Below are 13,854 nucleotides of genomic sequence, written 5' to 3'. Positions count from 1 at the left end.
GCGCTAGGCTGGTGACATGGGCACAGTTCTCCGCATACCACCGGCACCGCGGCCGGAACTCTACCGCTTCTCGCGGCTCGATTTCATCACCGCGGGCCTGTACGTGGCGGTGGCCGCGTTCTTCGCCGTGGCCGGCGGACTGCTGGTCCCGCTGCTGCTCGAGCTGTCCCCGAACCCGGCGGTGGCGTCCTACACCGTCAACCTGGTGTTCTACGGCGTCATCGGCATCCTGGCCCTGGCCGCCGTCCGGCGCATCGCCGCCCGGGACCTCAGGGTACTCGCCACCAGACCCTGGTTCACCGTGCTGATGGTCCCCCTCGCCGTCGTCGCCATGATGATCCTCACCGCGATCCTGGTCTCCATCACCGGACCGCCGCAGACCTCCGCCAACCAGGCCGGCCTGCAGGCGCTCATGCAGCAGGTCCCCGCCTGGCTGATGGTGCCGCTGCTGGTGATCGTGGGCCCCTTCGTGGAGGAGTACATCTTCCGCCACCTGCTGATCGGCAAACTCAGCCAGCGGGTCAACATCTGGCTGTGCTGCTCCCTGTCCGTGGTGCTGTTCGCGGCCCTGCACATCGTGGGCCAGGAGGACCTGAGCCTGCCGGTGCTGATGCCCTACCTCGCGATGGGCGCCGTGCTGGTGTTCGTCTACGTCTGGACCGGCAGGAACGTTATGTTCGCCTACTTTGTCCACGCCTCCAAAAACCTGCTGGCGGTCATCTTCATCTACGCCATCCCGCCCGAACTGATGGAGCAGCTCCAGCAGATGCAGGGCTGACGCACAACGGACGGGCGGAAACTTCCGCGGGCACCTTCCGCCGGCCGCGCCGACGTCGTAGTTTCTTTCCATGACACTGAACATCCAGATCGCCGTCGACTGCCGGGACCCACATGCGCTTGCCGACTGGTGGGCCGAAACCCTCCAATGGGCCGTGGAGCCGCAGGACGAGTCCTTCATCCGCTCCATGATCGCGCAGGGCTTCGCCACGGAGGCGGAAACCATCACGCACCACGGCAGGCTCGTGTGGGGCGCCGGCGCCGCCATCCGCCCGCCCGAGGAACTCGACGCGAAACCGCCCGCCCGCCGCATCCTCTTCCAGATTGTCCCGGAGGAAAAGACCATCAAGAACCGGATCCACTGGGACGTCAACCTGGCCGGCGCGGACAAGGACGCGGCGCGCGCCGCCCTCGAAGCCCGCGGCGCCACGTTCCTCTGGACGGCCAGCCAGGGGCCGCATTCCTGGCACACCATGGCGGACCCGGAAGGCAACGAGTTCTGCATCAGCTGAGGCGATTACTAGACTCGGACTGTGAGCAACGAAATCCCCGCCAAGGTGTCCGACGTCTTTGACCCCACCCGCTGGCGCACAGTGTCCGGCTTCGACGACTTCCAGGACATGACCTACCACCGGCAGGTGGAGCGTTCCGAGGACGGCAGCGAGGTCAAAGACCTCCCGACCGTCCGCATCGCCTTCAACCGGCCCGAGGTGCGCAACGCCTTCCGCCCCGGCACCGTGGACGAGCTGTACCGCGCCATGGACCACGCCCGGATGAGCCCGGACGTGGCCACCGTGCTGCTGACCGGCAACGGCCCCTCCGCCAAGGACGGCGGCCACTCGTTCTGCTCCGGCGGGGACCAGCGGATCCGCGGCCGCGACGGGTACCGGTATGCCGAGGGTGAAACGAAGGAAACCATCGACCCCGCCCGCGCCGGCCGGCTCCACATCCTGGAGGTCCAGCGGCTCATGCGCACCATGCCCAAGGTGGTCATCGCCGTCGTGAACGGCTGGGCCGCCGGCGGCGGGCACTCCCTGCACGTCGTCTCCGACCTGACCATCGCCTCCCGCCAGCACGGCAAGTTCAAGCAGACCGACGCCACGGTCGGCAGCTTCGACGCCGGCTACGGCTCCGCGCTGCTGGCCCGCCAGATCGGCCAGAAGTCCGCCCGCGAGATCTTCTTCCTGGCCCGCGAATATTCCGCGGAGGACATGGTCCGGATGGGGGCCGTGAACGAGGCCGTGGACCATGCACGGCTCGAGGACGTGGCGCTGGAATACGCCGCCGACATCGCCCGGCAGTCCCCGCAGGCCCTCCGGATGCTCAAATTCGCCTTCAACCTCGCCGACGACGGCCTGGCCGGCCAGCAGGTCTTCGCCGGCGAGGCCACCCGGCTGGCGTACATGACGGACGAGGCCGTGGAGGGCAAGGAAGCCTTCCTGGAGAAGCGCGATCCGGACTGGTCCAGCTTCCCGTACTACTTCTAAGGCGGCCCGATGACTTCCCAGCCCCCGAACATCGAACCGGCGCTCAAGGCACTGGCGGATGCCCTCCACGGCGAGGGTCCCGCCGTCGAACTATCCGCCGGCGCCGACGGGAACGTTGTGGTCGGCGCCGTGGAAACGCCGGGCTACGAGGACGCCGCCGTCGTGGTGCGGACCTCCGGCTCCACCGGCACGCCCAAGGCGACGGTCCTGACCGTGGACGCCCTGGCGGCGTCCTCGGTGGCGACCGCGTTCGCGCTCAAGGGCGAGGGCCAATGGCTGCTCGCGCTGCCGGTGCAGTATGTGGCCGGGGTGCAGGTCCTGGTGCGCTCGCTGTTCGCCGGCACCCGGCCGTGGGCCATGGACCTCTCCGGCGGCTTCACCCCGGAGGCGTTCACCGCCGCGGCCCTGGAGCTCACGGACAAGATCCGCTTCACCTCGCTGGTGCCCACCCAGCTGCGGCGGCTGCTCGACGCGCCGTCGCCCGAAACCCTGGCCGTGCTGCGGCGCTTCAACGGCATCCTGCTCGGCGGCGGCCCCGCCTCGCCCGCGCTACTCGCCGCCGCGCGCGACGCCGGTGCCCGCGTGATCACCACCTACGGCTCGGCCGAGACCTGCGGCGGCTGCGTGTACGACGGCTTCCCGCTCGAGGACGTGCTGGCCCGGGTGGAGGGGGACGGCCGGATCCTGCTCGGCGGGGCCACCCTGGCCGCCGGCTACCTCGGTGAGCCCGGGCTCACCGCCGGCGCCTTCTTCGAGGAGGACGGCGTCCGCTGGTACCGCACCAGCGACCTCGGTTCCATCGACGCCACCGGGAAGCTGACCGTGCTGGGCCGGGCCGACGACGTCGTGATCACCGGCGGCGTGAAGGTCTCCGCCGCGCACGTGCAGGCGGAACTGGAGAAGCTCGACGGCGTGCGGGCCGCCTTTGTCGCCGGGGTCCCGTCGGCCGAGTGGGGCCAGGCCCTCGCCGCCTACGTGGCGCTGGCCGACAGCTCCCCGGAAGTCCTCCGGGACTTCACCGCGGGCGCAGCCTGGGCGCCGGCGCTGGGCACGCTGGCCCCGAAAACCCTGCTGGCCGCCGGTGACCTGCTGATGCTGCCGAACGGGAAACCGGACCGCCTGGCGATGACGGTTCGGCTCACCGAGCTGCATCAGGGAAAATAGACAGTCCGGGCACTCCCGGTTTCGCCAAACCAACACGAGGTACTGACCGTGGCAACAGCCGCTCAATGGATTCAAGGCGCCCGACTGCGCACCCTGCCGGCCGCAATCGCGCCTGTCCTGATCGGCACCGCGGCCGCGTATGAGCTGGACGCCTTCCTGCCGCTCCATGCCGTGCTGGCCGCGCTGGTGGCCCTGCTGCTGCAGATCGGCGTGAACTACGCCAACGACTACTCGGACGGCATCCGCGGGACCGACGAGGACCGGGTGGGCCCGCTCCGGCTGGTCGGCTCCGGCGCGGCGAAGCCAGAGCACGTCAAGTACGCCGCGTTTGCCGCGTTCGGGCTGGCAATGGTGTTCGGCTTGGCACTGGTCATCCTCTCGCAGACCTGGTGGCTGATCCTGGTGGGCCTGGGCTGCGTCCTCGCGGCCTGGGGCTACACGGGCGGGAAGAACCCCTACGGCTACATGGGCCTGGGGGATTTGTTCGTCTTCGTGTTCTTCGGCCTGGTCGCCACCCTCGGCACAACCTACACGCAGGCCGGCCAGATCAGCCTCCCGGCCGTCATCGGCGCCATCGGCACCGGCCTCATCGCCTGCGCGCTGCTCATGGCCAACAACGTCCGCGACATCCCCACCGACCGGAAGGCCGGGAAGAAGACGCTGGCCGTGCGGCTCGGCGACAAGCATGCCCGGGAAAGCTACGTGCTGATGCTCGCCGTCGCGATCCTGCTGCCGATTGTGCTGGCTCCGACGCGGCCGTGGATGCTGATCGTGCTGCTGCTGATCCCGGCCAGCCTGATGCCGTCCTGGCTGATGATCTCCGGGCGGCGGCGCAAGAGCCTGATTCCGGTGCTCAAGCAGACGGGGCTGATCAACCTCGGCTACGCGGTTTTGTTCTCACTGGGGCTGGTCCTGAGCCACGGGTTCTAGGGGCCCGATACCCATTGCTCCGCAGGGCGATCGTGTGACAGCCTCGAAGTGATCCCGTCGCCGGGGCGACGACGGGCGGCACAGGAAAGAGCACGGCATGGGACTCATCCATATCGACCTGTTCACCACGCTCGACGGCGTCGCGCAGGCGCCCGGCGGACCGAACGAGGACGTCGACGGCGGTTTCGCGTTTGGCGGCTGGCAGGCGCCTCTCCTGGACGAGATCGTGGGCGAGCAAATCGACTCCGGGATGTCGGGGATGGACGCGCTGCTGCTGGGGCGCCGGACCTACGACATCTTCGCAGGGTACTGGCCGCAAGCACACGGGGACATCGCGCGGCTGTTCAACCGGCTCCCTAAGTACGTGGCCTCGCGCCGGACGCTGGACCTCGAGTGGGCCAACTCCACCCTGCTCGGCCCTGATGTCGTGGCCGCCGTGCGGGACCTGCGCGACCGGCACGCGAACATCCACGTCATCGGCAGTCTCGACTTCGTGCAGACCCTGTTTGCCGAGCGGCTCTTCGATCGGCTCACGCTCTGGGTGTATCCGATCCTCCTCGGCGGTGGAAAGAAGGTGTTCGCCGACGGGGTGGTCCCGACGAACCTCAGGCTCATCGAGCCGGTCGTCGCCTCACCGAAGGGTGCGGTGCTGCAGCGCTACGCGCTCGCCGAGGGCACACCGGGCGTCGGCGACATGTCGGCCGCCGAACAGGGGGGCTAAGCGTCCTTCGGACGGTTGTCCTTGTTGACGGTGATGTCGGGGTGCGCGTCGACCAGGCGGTCCTCGGCGTCGGCGTCGTCCACTTCCCCGGCGCTGCGCAGCGGCTTGGCCTTGCCGGAGAACCGCTGGTGGAGCGAGGCGGCGGCGGCGTTGCGCTGCTTCTGGAAGAACAGGAAGCTGATCGCGAAGGCCATCATCCCCGCGCAAAGGACGGCAAGCAGCCATCCGAGCTCGAGGTAAACGAACAGTGCGAATAACGGCACGAAGAGCGCCAGCCGGATCAGGGAGTATTTCAGGAAAGCCACTCTCCAAGTTTAGCCGCCGGCGGCAGCCCGGCCCACCGGGGGCCTTCTCCGGCCCCTCCGCCGAGCCACCGGCGGGTTCGGCGGGCGTCCGGCGGCGCGTCGGGGCTGCGTCAGAGTTCCCGCCCGGACCAGCGATCAGTAGAAGCCGGACACTCCCCCGGAGGCTAGACTGATTACATGCTCCGTGTAGTGGTAGTTGTCGCCGTTCTCGTCGTGTTTGTCTACGGACTCGTCGACGTGATCCGCACTGATCCTCGCCAGACCAAAGGCATCTCGAAGCCGGCCTGGATTGTGGTGCAGATCGTCCTTCCGGTGATCGGCGCCATCCTGTGGTTCCTGATTGGCCGGCCGCGCGGGACCAGCCCGGCGCGCACCAATTACAGCCACCCCATCGCACCCGACGACGACCCGGACTTCCTGCGCAACCTGGAACTCCGCCGCCGCAAGCAGGCCGAAGCCGACCGGCTCAAGAAGCTCAAGGAAGAGCTGGACGCCAAGGAGCGAAAGGCCGCCGAGGACGAGGGCACCCCTGGCACCCACGACTCCGAGTCCGGAGACCCCCGCGGCAGCGGCGACGCGCAGGGCACCGACGAGGTCAAGTAGCACCGGTCCGCTCGGCGTCAGGTAAGTGCATGTGCCGCCTAGAAACCGACCGTGGGTGTGGCCCTAAAGGCGTTAACAGTCCTATCTGCGATAACTTCGGCGTCACTTCCGGAATCAAGGATCGTATTCCGAGCTGATTCGGAATCGACCATGACAGCCGTAACGGCGAGGTTGTCCGACGCCTCGGTGGTCAACAGAGCGTCGACCTGAGCCGAGAAGCAGGAGTCACTCGACTTGGAGTGAACGTCCATCGCCACCACGTGGTTGGTGGAGACGAAGTTGCCAACCCCCGCCATCAGCCGGATGATGACGGGCGTCGCACCTGTCGGCCGGATGCTCTGTGAGTCGATGATCTGGGAGAAGTGGTTGCCGACGACAGAGTTGTTGCTGCCGCTGACACAGAGAAGCCCGTTCAGGTCGTTCAGGCCGTTGTCGACTCCCAGGAAGGGCGTCCAGGGCTCATGGTCACGCAAGAAGTGATTCGTGGCCACGAGGTTTTCCGAACTATTCGCTGCGAGAATCAGCATCCCGGGGTAGAACGAATGCAAACGGTTGTTGGTGACGCTTGAACGCGTGACGCCGTTGAGATAGACGCTGCTCGCACCACGGGGGAAGACGTTGTTCGCCGTTATCAAGAGCCCGCCATGATTCTCGGCGTAAATCGAGTGACCCTTGAATCCTGCTCCGACCAAGTTGTCAGTGATCTTTGATGCCTGCCCCCACCCGCGCAGCTCGATGCAGCTTCCGCATTCAGCGATGAAGTTGTCGTGCACGGAAAGCGCGTCCGCGTTGTAGATAGTGAGAGCGTTCTCAAGGTAGACGAACCCCATGCCGGTTACGCGGAATGAGTCGTTGGCGTTCGCGACATAGATACCGGTCTTGCCATTGACGTAGGTGTTCTCCGGATGCATCCCCGAGCCATCCGAGGTGAAGTGCAACCCGTCGATGCAGAAGTTGGAGAACTCGACCGAGCTGATCCGCGGGCTCCCGCTCCGCTCAACGTAGAAGGCGGCTCCCTTGGATTCCTCCCCGTCTTCGAGGGGAATGTCGACGAGAATGCGACTCCCTCCGGGCCACAGCTCATGCAAGTCGGGCCATTCGTCTTCGGGAACGTTGAACCGGATGCTCGACGACGTAAAGCCGTGTCCCGAGCCATGGATCCTGAGGAAGCTGACGTCGATCACCACCTGCGTACGAAGGTGGTAGTCCCCGGGCGGAATGTAGATCACCGCGCCTGGCTTTCCTCCATTGTTCGCATCGCTGACGGTCTGCCGGTCCTTGATGTCAGCGATGATGCTGTTGATTACTTCACCGACGTCCTCGAACGGATTGCCGACGGGCCACGTAGTCACGTCGTAGTTGTTGTTGCTTGACATAGGATCTTCCCTTTTGTGTTGTGGTTTCTCAGCCCTTGACGGCGCCGAGAGTCAGGCCAGCCACGATGTGGCGCTGCTCATCCTTCCGCCGTTACCTCCAACCTGCGGTTAAGTGAGTGTTGAGACCGCGAGCTTCAATATTGTGGCTGAGCCTCCCTCAGCCGATAGCCAGTTCGCCGGGTTTTCGATTTCGGGGAAGATGAGATCTGTCAGGACGACTTTGCCGCCCTGGGCGAATACTTCGACCGAGCAGTGGTCCACGACGATGAGTAATTTGAGCACACCGTTTTCAAGGTCAACGGGTGCTGACTCGACCGAGGCGAATTTCCCGTGGAAGCCGGTGTTTCCTGATTGTCTGCGGTCAAGGGTGAGTTGGGCGCTGGATGTGTTGTAGCTAAGAATGGTGCCCTTGCTCCCGTCACTGCTTCCGAAGAGTCGGAAATCAAATCGTTCGGCGCTTCCCGGCAGTATCTCCGCCTCGATGATTTGGGCGCTGCCGGGTACCGTATCCGGCAATCGGAGGGCTGAATTTCGCAGTTCAAAGGTGTCTGTGTTCATTTGGTCCTTGGCAGTAGGCAGCTTTTCTCCTGCGCAGAGGTCGGTCAGGACCGGTTGCTGGATCAGACGGGCGGAGCCGTTGACTGCTGTGAGGCGCACTTCGCGGGCGAGGGTCATCGAGGACCGCCAGGGGGCGGTGGGCAGCTCGTTGGCGTAGTCCCAGTTGTTCATCCAGCCGATGATGATGCGCCGGTCATCCGGGGCGTTGCTAAAGGATACGGAGGCGTAGCAGTCGCGTCCCCAGTCCAGCCACAGGCATTGCTGCAAGGCTGCAGAGCGCACATTGGGGTCGGGAAGGGAGGCCAGGCCTGCTGGCGCCGCGAGTGAACCGGCGTCCGGGAGGAACCGGGCGCCGTCGAAGTGCCCGATGAAGTACTGGCCCCCGGAACCTCCTGCCACTGCGCCGGGGTTAACGTTTACGATCAGTACCCATTTGATGTTGTCCGGGTCCCCGTCCACCGCCAGCGGAAAGAGATCGGGGCACTCCCATTCGCCGGCGTCGGCGTTGGCCGGGCCGAAGTCGCTCAGAAAGTCCCAGGATTTGAGGTCTTCCGAACGATAAAAGACCGCCTTTTGGTGCTGCGCTTCGACGGCGACCATGACCCAGCAGGCGCCTTGGTCCCCTTGATGGCGGAAGACTTTGGGATCGCGGAAGTTCGCGGAGTTTCTGGCGAGGACAGGGTTTCCTTCGTATTTTTGCCACGTCATTCCCGCGTCTGTGCTGTAGGCCAGAGACTGGGCCTGCGTGCCGCTGTGTTCGGACGCGGCTTTGTAGGCGCTGGTGTAAATGGCTACGAGGGCAGGTGCGTCCGCCGTGCCGAAACCGGACGTGTTGCCGTGGTCGACTACGACACTCCCCGAGAAGATGTCCTCCGTCTCGTCGCCGGCAATGGCAAGAGCGTGTTCCGTCCAGTGCAGCAAATCACGGGAGGTGGCGTGGCCCCAGGACATGTTGCCCCAGACGTTGCCGTACGGGTTGTTCTGGAAGAAGAGGTGGTACAAGCCGTCGTAGAAAACCAGGCCATTTGGATCGTTCAGCCAGGTATCCCTTGCCGTGAAGTGGATGGCCGGCCGGAACCTGGAGGTTCCGGCCGGGGCTGTTTTCGGTCGTGCGGCATCAAGGCAACTGGACATGTCTGGCGTTCCTCTTGGGAAGTGGAAGGGGCTGGCTGCCTATTGCCGGGGAGCCGTGATGGAATCGCGGCGCACGAGGGGGCAGCTCAGAATGGTCGGGTGAAGTGCCATGAGGGTAAGGTCGGTCTTCCCCTCGACGGCGTCAATCAGGTGCTCGGTGGCCCAAGCACCCATCTCGTAGTGCGGCAGGGCCACGGTGGTGAGGCCCGGGTGAAGGTTGGCGGCGATCAGTTCCTGGTCATCGAAGCCGACGACTGAAAGGTCAGCGGGGATGGTGAGTCCCAACTCCGCAGCGGCGCGGTAGGCTCCCATCGCCATCCGGTCGTTGTAGCAGAACAAGCCGGTGGGCGGGTGCTCGCGCGCCAGGATCCGCCGGGCCGCTTCATAGCCGCCTTGCACCTCGGAGACCTCGGACTCGACAAGTGCCGCGTCGCCGTCGAGCCCTGCTTCAGTCAGCGTGGCCCGGAAGGCCTGGAGCCGCTGACGGGTTGCGGGGACATCATCGGTGTTGTTGAGGAAGCCCACCCGGGTGTGGCCCGCTTCGAGGAGCGCGCCCACGGCGGCGCGTGCACCACCTTCTTCGTCCGGGATCACGGCTGTGATGTTTCCGCCGGCGGCCACCGAGTCGACCAGGACGGAGGGCACGCTGCCGAGGTTGGCCGGCAGCTCAACGTTGCGGTGGTACATGGTCGCGTAGAGGATTCCGTCCACCCGTCGTTCCAGGAGGGCCTCGACGTCGGCCTGCCGGGATTCGAGGCTGGCTGAGCCGGAGGTGTTGATGATCATGAGGTTGTACCCTCGGGCCTTGGCGGCCTCCTCAGCGCCGAGGATGATCCGGCCGGCGTGGGGCGTGGTGGCGATATCCTCACTGACCAGACCCAGCATGCCGGTCCTCTGGGTGCGCAGAGCCTGGGCAAGGCGGTTGGGGCCATAGCCTAGTTGCTCCGCAATGGTCCTGACCTTGTCCCTGGTCTCGGGGCTGATTCGGGCGTAGGAAACCTCATTGAGGACGTGCGAGACAGTTGTCACGGAGACGCCGGCGGCGACGGCCACGTCCTTGATACCGATGTTCCTGTTGCTCATCTGTCTCCCACGTCCTTATGGTTGGTGATGCTCTTGAGGGCCCGGGTTCACTGCGCGTTCTTGCCGGTCTGCTACCAGTAGGCTACCGAGGAATAGTCGTTGCCCTTGTGCCAAGCCGTTGAGCAGGCTATTTGGCTGCCAAAATTCCATGTTCTCTTGCGTACCTTTCGATTCCCGTCCGGGTTGTTGTTCGTTTCGTTGTTGGTGGTCTAGCCCTTGACGGCGCCGAGCGTCATGCCTGCGACGATGTGGCGCTGCAAGAGGAGGGTGAGAAGAATGACCGGGATCGAGAACACGGCCGCCAGAGCGGTCATGGATCCCCAGTCCAGGCCGAACTGGGTCTGGAAGTTGGCGATAACCACGGGCGTGGTCTGCGAGCGGACTGCTGTCATCAGGAGGGCGAAGAGGAACTCGTTCCAGGAGGCGAGGAACGCGAAGATCGCCGTGACTGCGATGCCTCCGGAGACCACGGGGATAACCACCCGCCAGAGTGCTCCGAGCCGGCTGCACCCGTCGACGGTGGCCGCTTCCTCCAGATCGCGGGGGACGGCTTCGAAGAAGCTGGCCATCAACCAGATGGAGAGCGGCAGCGAGATGGTGGTGTGCGCGATGGCCAGGGCGATGGGGGTGTCGGCCAGGCCGACGGAGGACATCATGGACGCCAGCGGGATCCCGATGGCAACCGGAGGGACCATGCGGGTGACCAGGGCCGCCATGATGAAGACCTGTCCGCTCGGTGTCTTGTAACGCGTGATCCCGTAGGCCGCCGGTACCGCCAGAACCAGCGAGAGCAGGGTACTGACGATGGCTGTCTGGACGCTGTTGATCATGGAGGCCAGCACGCCGCTGCGACCCAGCGCGGAGGCGTAGTTCTCCAGTGTCCATTCCCTGGGCAGGATGGTCGGCGGGACAGCGATCGTGTCGATCGGGGTCTTGAATGAGGTCAGGACCAGATACACGAACGGGAACCCGTAGATCACCAGGGCTGCGGCAAGGACGATCCAGAGAAGTGTCCGGGTGCTGCGTTTTCCGGCCTCGAGTCCTTCCCGGTTTCGGCTCTTGCGTCGGGGAGGCCGTTGGACGGGAATCTCGCCGGTGATCGCCCCAGCGGATGCGGACGCGACGGGGCCGGAATGGCCGGGGCGGTACTCGGTCGTTTGCTGCTTCAGGTCTGACTTGCTGGTTTCCAGGGGGCTCATCAGCTGTCCTTTCCGGGGCGCCAGATGGTGGTGACGGCTACGAAGGCCACGGCCAGCATGGCGATCAGATAGATGGTGCCCATAGCGCTCGCCAGCCCGGGATCCCCAAATCGGATCATGGTCCGGTAGATCAGCAGGCTCATGGTCTCGGACGCGGAATCCGGGCCGCCGTTGGTTTGAATGAGAATGACGTCGAAGGCGCGGGCCGCGTCGATCCCGCGGACGACGAGTGCGACGGCGATGACGGGGCGCAGCAGCGGAAGAATGATCCGGAACAGCAGCGCCGGTGCCCTGGCCCCGTCGAGGCGGGCGGCCTCGATGAGATCCCCGGGAATGTTTTGCAGACCGGCGAACAGCACCAGGCACATGAACGATGTAGTAAGCCAGATGTCCGGGATGGCCACAGAGAAAAGGACAATGGACGGATCGGACAGCCAGCCGATCTGATTAGGATCCGCCACGATACCCGCCCGGTATAGCAGCGTCCCGACAAGGCCGAAGTTATCGATCATCAGGAACTTCCACAGCAGGCCGGCAACAATGGGCGCGATCATGAGGGGATAAAGGAAGACGGTGCGCCAGATCTGGGACCGTTTGCCCAGGGCCGTGAAGAGCAGGGCCATGCCCAGCCCGAGCGAAAATTCGAGTGTCACCACAATCAGGGTGTAGGCGAGAGTCCGCCAGCCGGCGCCCATGAACGCCTCGGACGAGAAGGCCTCGGCATAGTTGGCCAATCCGATGAACTCCCGTGAGCCTCCGGCCATGGGGGAAATCTTGTAGAAACTGTCGGCGACAAGCCGGAGAAGCGGGTAAGCGACGAACACGGCAAGGAACAGCGCCGCCGGGGTCATCAGGTATAGAGCGAAGCGGCGATCGGAGAGACGCACGGGGTTGCCTTCTGTTGGGTCGAACTTTCTTCGGTGGATTCGCGGCCGGTGCAGCTCCAGGCTGCACCGGCCGCGAAGGGTCTACTTGATCAGGGCCTGGACCTTTGTCTTGGCTTCGGCGAGCAGGGCGGTGGTGTCTCCGCCGGCCACTGCCTTCTGAAGCGTCGGGACCAGAACCGTGTCGACAATCTGCTGCCACTTCTCGGTCGACGGGCGCGTGGCGGTGGCGTCGGCGTTGAGGGTGGCGATTAGCGGCTCGAAGCTTTCGTAGCCGGGCTTGTCCTGGTACTTCTCGAATGCGGAGATCCGCGCGGCCAGGCCCAGTGAGGATTCCAGGCCGAGGTCGTTGTGATCGTAGGCGCACTTGATGAATTTCTTGGCGTTCTCAGCGTTCTTGCTGGCCTTGGGAACCGAGAGGTACCAGGGGCCGGGGACACCGGCGACTCCGGCGGATCCGCCGATCATGGGGGCGGTTCCGACCTTGCCGAAGACCGGGGAGTCCTTGGGGATCTGGCGGTAGGCATGGGCCCAGAACCGGGTCATGGCCGTCTTGCCCTGATTGAACAGGTTCTGCGCGGCAGCCCAGTCCACTTGCGCTGCGCCGGTCGGAGCCGAGTTGACCAGGCTGACGTAAAAGTCGAGGGCTTCCTTGTGCGCTGCGTTGTCGATGATGACGTTGTTGTTGGCGTCAAGGACCATGGGAGATCCTGCCTGGAGGACGTGCGCCATCCACTCGGTCTCCACCGCGCCCTTGACGTCGGTGCCGAACATGCCGTCCTTCGTGAAGAACTCGGAGACTTCCTGGTACTGCTTCCAGGTTGTGGGTGCGGCCAGCGCGTAGCCGTACTTCGCCTCGAAGTCAGCCTTGTTTTTGGCGTCCTCGAACAAGTCCTTACGGAAGAGGATGATTTCCGCGTTGGTCCACGCCGGCATGCCGATGAAGTGGCCGTCCACCTGAGCTTCCTTCACCAGGGCGGGGAAGATGTCCTTCTTGGCCTCGTCGGTGAAGAGTTCATCGATCGGCTGGACAGCGTCTTTGAAGTTCGGCAGCCAGACCGAGTCCAGGGCGGCCACATCGAAGGACACGCTGCCCGAGGAGAACTCGCTCGAGAGCCGGTTGAAAAGCCCTTCGTAGGGGAGCTCAACAAAGGTGGCGTCGACGCCGGTCTCGGTCTTGCAGGTCTCGGCGACCTTGGTGAGTTCCGCTTTGCCGCCCGCCTCGACGAGGACTGTGACCGCGCTGCCGGCACCACCGGAGGCTGCCGGCGCGGCGCCGGCACCGCACCCGGTCGCCACGAGCGCCACCGTGGTGCATAGGCCGCCCAAGGCGGCAAAACTAAAGAATCTGTTTCGAGTGGACATCGCTGTCGACTCACTTTCTCTCGAACGGAATGGCGAGAAGGATCAAAGTGAAGAATCGTTTTGCCAAAACGACTTGGCATCACAGTATGGTCATCGGCAGGACGTGTCAAGCATCACTTTCCGGCCACTCCCGATCCTTGACGCGGATCAGCCGACCGCCCTAGATGTACTGTGCCGGGACGTTGTTGACACGTAGGGCTTGAAAACGAGGAGGACCTCCGGGCTAAGTGGAGCTGTCTAGTTCACACACTTTGCACACGGAGGTCCT

Annotated in this window: 14 protein-coding genes; 7 read left to right on the top strand and 7 right to left on the bottom strand. The window is 64.8% G+C overall.

What is annotated here, in order from left to right; genetic code table 11:
* Positions 1–16 precede the first annotated feature (16 nt).
* The 6 genes from ACZYZ5_RS14485 to ACZYZ5_RS14460 all read left to right on the top strand — a co-directional run bounded on the left by ACZYZ5_RS14485 (position 17) and on the right by ACZYZ5_RS14460 (position 5,079).
* Complete coding sequence (locus ACZYZ5_RS14485) at positions 17–778, top strand: CPBP family intramembrane glutamic endopeptidase (protein ID WP_463902545.1); 762 nt, start codon at positions 17–19, stop codon at positions 776–778.
* Between the two features lie 70 nt (positions 779–848).
* A complete protein-coding gene (locus ACZYZ5_RS14480) occupies positions 849–1,289 on the top strand; it encodes a VOC family protein (RefSeq protein WP_463902544.1) in 441 nt (146 codons plus the stop codon).
* Between the two features lie 21 nt (positions 1,290–1,310).
* A complete protein-coding gene (locus ACZYZ5_RS14475) occupies positions 1,311–2,264 on the top strand; it encodes a 1,4-dihydroxy-2-naphthoyl-CoA synthase (protein WP_463902543.1) in 954 nt (317 codons plus the stop codon).
* Positions 2,265–2,273: 9 nt separating this feature from the next.
* On the top strand, positions 2,274–3,428 hold the full coding sequence (locus tag ACZYZ5_RS14470; RefSeq protein WP_463902542.1) for an AMP-binding protein: 1,155 nt from the start codon (positions 2,274–2,276) through the stop codon (positions 3,426–3,428).
* 48 nt (positions 3,429–3,476) lie between these two features.
* On the top strand, positions 3,477–4,358 hold the full coding sequence (locus ACZYZ5_RS14465) for a 1,4-dihydroxy-2-naphthoate polyprenyltransferase (RefSeq protein WP_463902541.1): 882 nt from the start codon (positions 3,477–3,479) through the stop codon (positions 4,356–4,358).
* A gap of 97 nt (positions 4,359–4,455) precedes the next feature.
* Entirely contained in the window at positions 4,456–5,079 is a 624-nt protein-coding gene (locus tag ACZYZ5_RS14460; protein ID WP_463902539.1) for a dihydrofolate reductase family protein, read from the top strand.
* Here the strand turns inward: ACZYZ5_RS14460 and ACZYZ5_RS14455 are convergent.
* On the bottom strand, positions 5,076–5,384 hold the full coding sequence (locus ACZYZ5_RS14455) for a DUF4229 domain-containing protein (RefSeq protein ID WP_307461308.1): 309 nt from the start codon (positions 5,382–5,384) through the stop codon (positions 5,076–5,078). The two genes, ACZYZ5_RS14460 and ACZYZ5_RS14455, sit on opposite strands and share 4 nt — an antisense overlap.
* A 177-nt stretch (positions 5,385–5,561) precedes the next feature.
* Between ACZYZ5_RS14455 and ACZYZ5_RS14450 the strand changes: the two genes are divergently transcribed.
* Positions 5,562–5,987, top strand: a complete 426-nt coding sequence (locus tag ACZYZ5_RS14450) for a PLD nuclease N-terminal domain-containing protein (protein WP_463902538.1) — start codon at positions 5,562–5,564, stop codon at positions 5,985–5,987.
* Positions 5,988–6,025: 38 nt separating this feature from the next.
* Here the strand turns inward: ACZYZ5_RS14450 and ACZYZ5_RS14445 are convergent, their stop codons facing one another.
* The 6 genes from ACZYZ5_RS14445 to ACZYZ5_RS14420 form a co-directional block, all read right to left on the bottom strand.
* On the bottom strand, positions 6,026–7,363 hold the full coding sequence (locus ACZYZ5_RS14445) for a right-handed parallel beta-helix repeat-containing protein (RefSeq protein ID WP_463902536.1): 1,338 nt from the start codon (positions 7,361–7,363) through the stop codon (positions 6,026–6,028).
* A gap of 108 nt (positions 7,364–7,471) precedes the next feature.
* Positions 7,472–9,055, bottom strand: a complete 1,584-nt coding sequence (locus ACZYZ5_RS14440; RefSeq protein ID WP_463902534.1) for a glycoside hydrolase family 32 protein — start codon at positions 9,053–9,055, stop codon at positions 7,472–7,474.
* A gap of 39 nt (positions 9,056–9,094) precedes the next feature.
* On the bottom strand, positions 9,095–10,138 hold the full coding sequence (locus ACZYZ5_RS14435; protein WP_463902532.1) for a LacI family DNA-binding transcriptional regulator: 1,044 nt from the start codon (positions 10,136–10,138) through the stop codon (positions 9,095–9,097).
* 209 nt (positions 10,139–10,347) lie between these two features.
* A complete protein-coding gene (locus tag ACZYZ5_RS14430) occupies positions 10,348–11,337 on the bottom strand; it encodes a carbohydrate ABC transporter permease (RefSeq protein WP_463902531.1) in 990 nt (329 codons plus the stop codon).
* Positions 11,337–12,224 carry a carbohydrate ABC transporter permease gene (locus ACZYZ5_RS14425; protein WP_463902530.1) on the bottom strand — a complete coding sequence of 296 codons (888 nt, stop codon included), beginning with the start codon at positions 12,222–12,224 and terminating at the stop codon, positions 11,337–11,339. Before ACZYZ5_RS14425 ends, ACZYZ5_RS14430 begins: the two co-directional genes overlap by 1 nt.
* Before the next feature lie 81 nt (positions 12,225–12,305).
* Entirely contained in the window at positions 12,306–13,586 is a 1,281-nt protein-coding gene (locus ACZYZ5_RS14420) for an extracellular solute-binding protein (RefSeq protein WP_463902529.1), read from the bottom strand.
* Positions 13,587–13,854 lie beyond the last annotated feature (268 nt).

Source organism: Pseudarthrobacter ribosi, assembly GCF_055412865.1.
Note: the sequence above shows the minus strand (reverse complement) of the source record. Positions and strands in the feature narration are given on the sequence as shown.

Excerpts from the sequence above, each read along its gene's own strand:
- ACZYZ5_RS14485 (WP_463902545.1), top strand. The coding sequence starts at position 17 with ATGGGCACAGTTCTCCGCATACCACCGGCACCGCGGCCGGAACTCTAC.
- ACZYZ5_RS14480 (WP_463902544.1), top strand. The coding sequence starts at position 849 with ATGACACTGAACATCCAGATCGCCGTCGACTGCCGGGACCCACATGCG.
- ACZYZ5_RS14470 (WP_463902542.1), top strand. The coding sequence starts at position 2,274 with ATGACTTCCCAGCCCCCGAACATCGAACCGGCGCTCAAGGCACTGGCG.
- ACZYZ5_RS14460 (WP_463902539.1), top strand. The coding sequence starts at position 4,456 with ATGGGACTCATCCATATCGACCTGTTCACCACGCTCGACGGCGTCGCG.
- ACZYZ5_RS14450 (WP_463902538.1), top strand. The coding sequence starts at position 5,562 with ATGCTCCGTGTAGTGGTAGTTGTCGCCGTTCTCGTCGTGTTTGTCTAC.
- ACZYZ5_RS14445 (WP_463902536.1), bottom strand. The coding sequence starts at position 7,363 with ATGTCAAGCAACAACAACTACGACGTGACTACGTGGCCCGTCGGCAAT.
- ACZYZ5_RS14440 (WP_463902534.1), bottom strand. The coding sequence starts at position 9,055 with ATGTCCAGTTGCCTTGATGCCGCACGACCGAAAACAGCCCCGGCCGGA.
- ACZYZ5_RS14435 (WP_463902532.1), bottom strand. The coding sequence starts at position 10,138 with ATGAGCAACAGGAACATCGGTATCAAGGACGTGGCCGTCGCCGCCGGC.
- ACZYZ5_RS14430 (WP_463902531.1), bottom strand. The coding sequence starts at position 11,337 with ATGAGCCCCCTGGAAACCAGCAAGTCAGACCTGAAGCAGCAAACGACC.
- ACZYZ5_RS14420 (WP_463902529.1), bottom strand. The coding sequence starts at position 13,586 with ATGTCCACTCGAAACAGATTCTTTAGTTTTGCCGCCTTGGGCGGCCTA.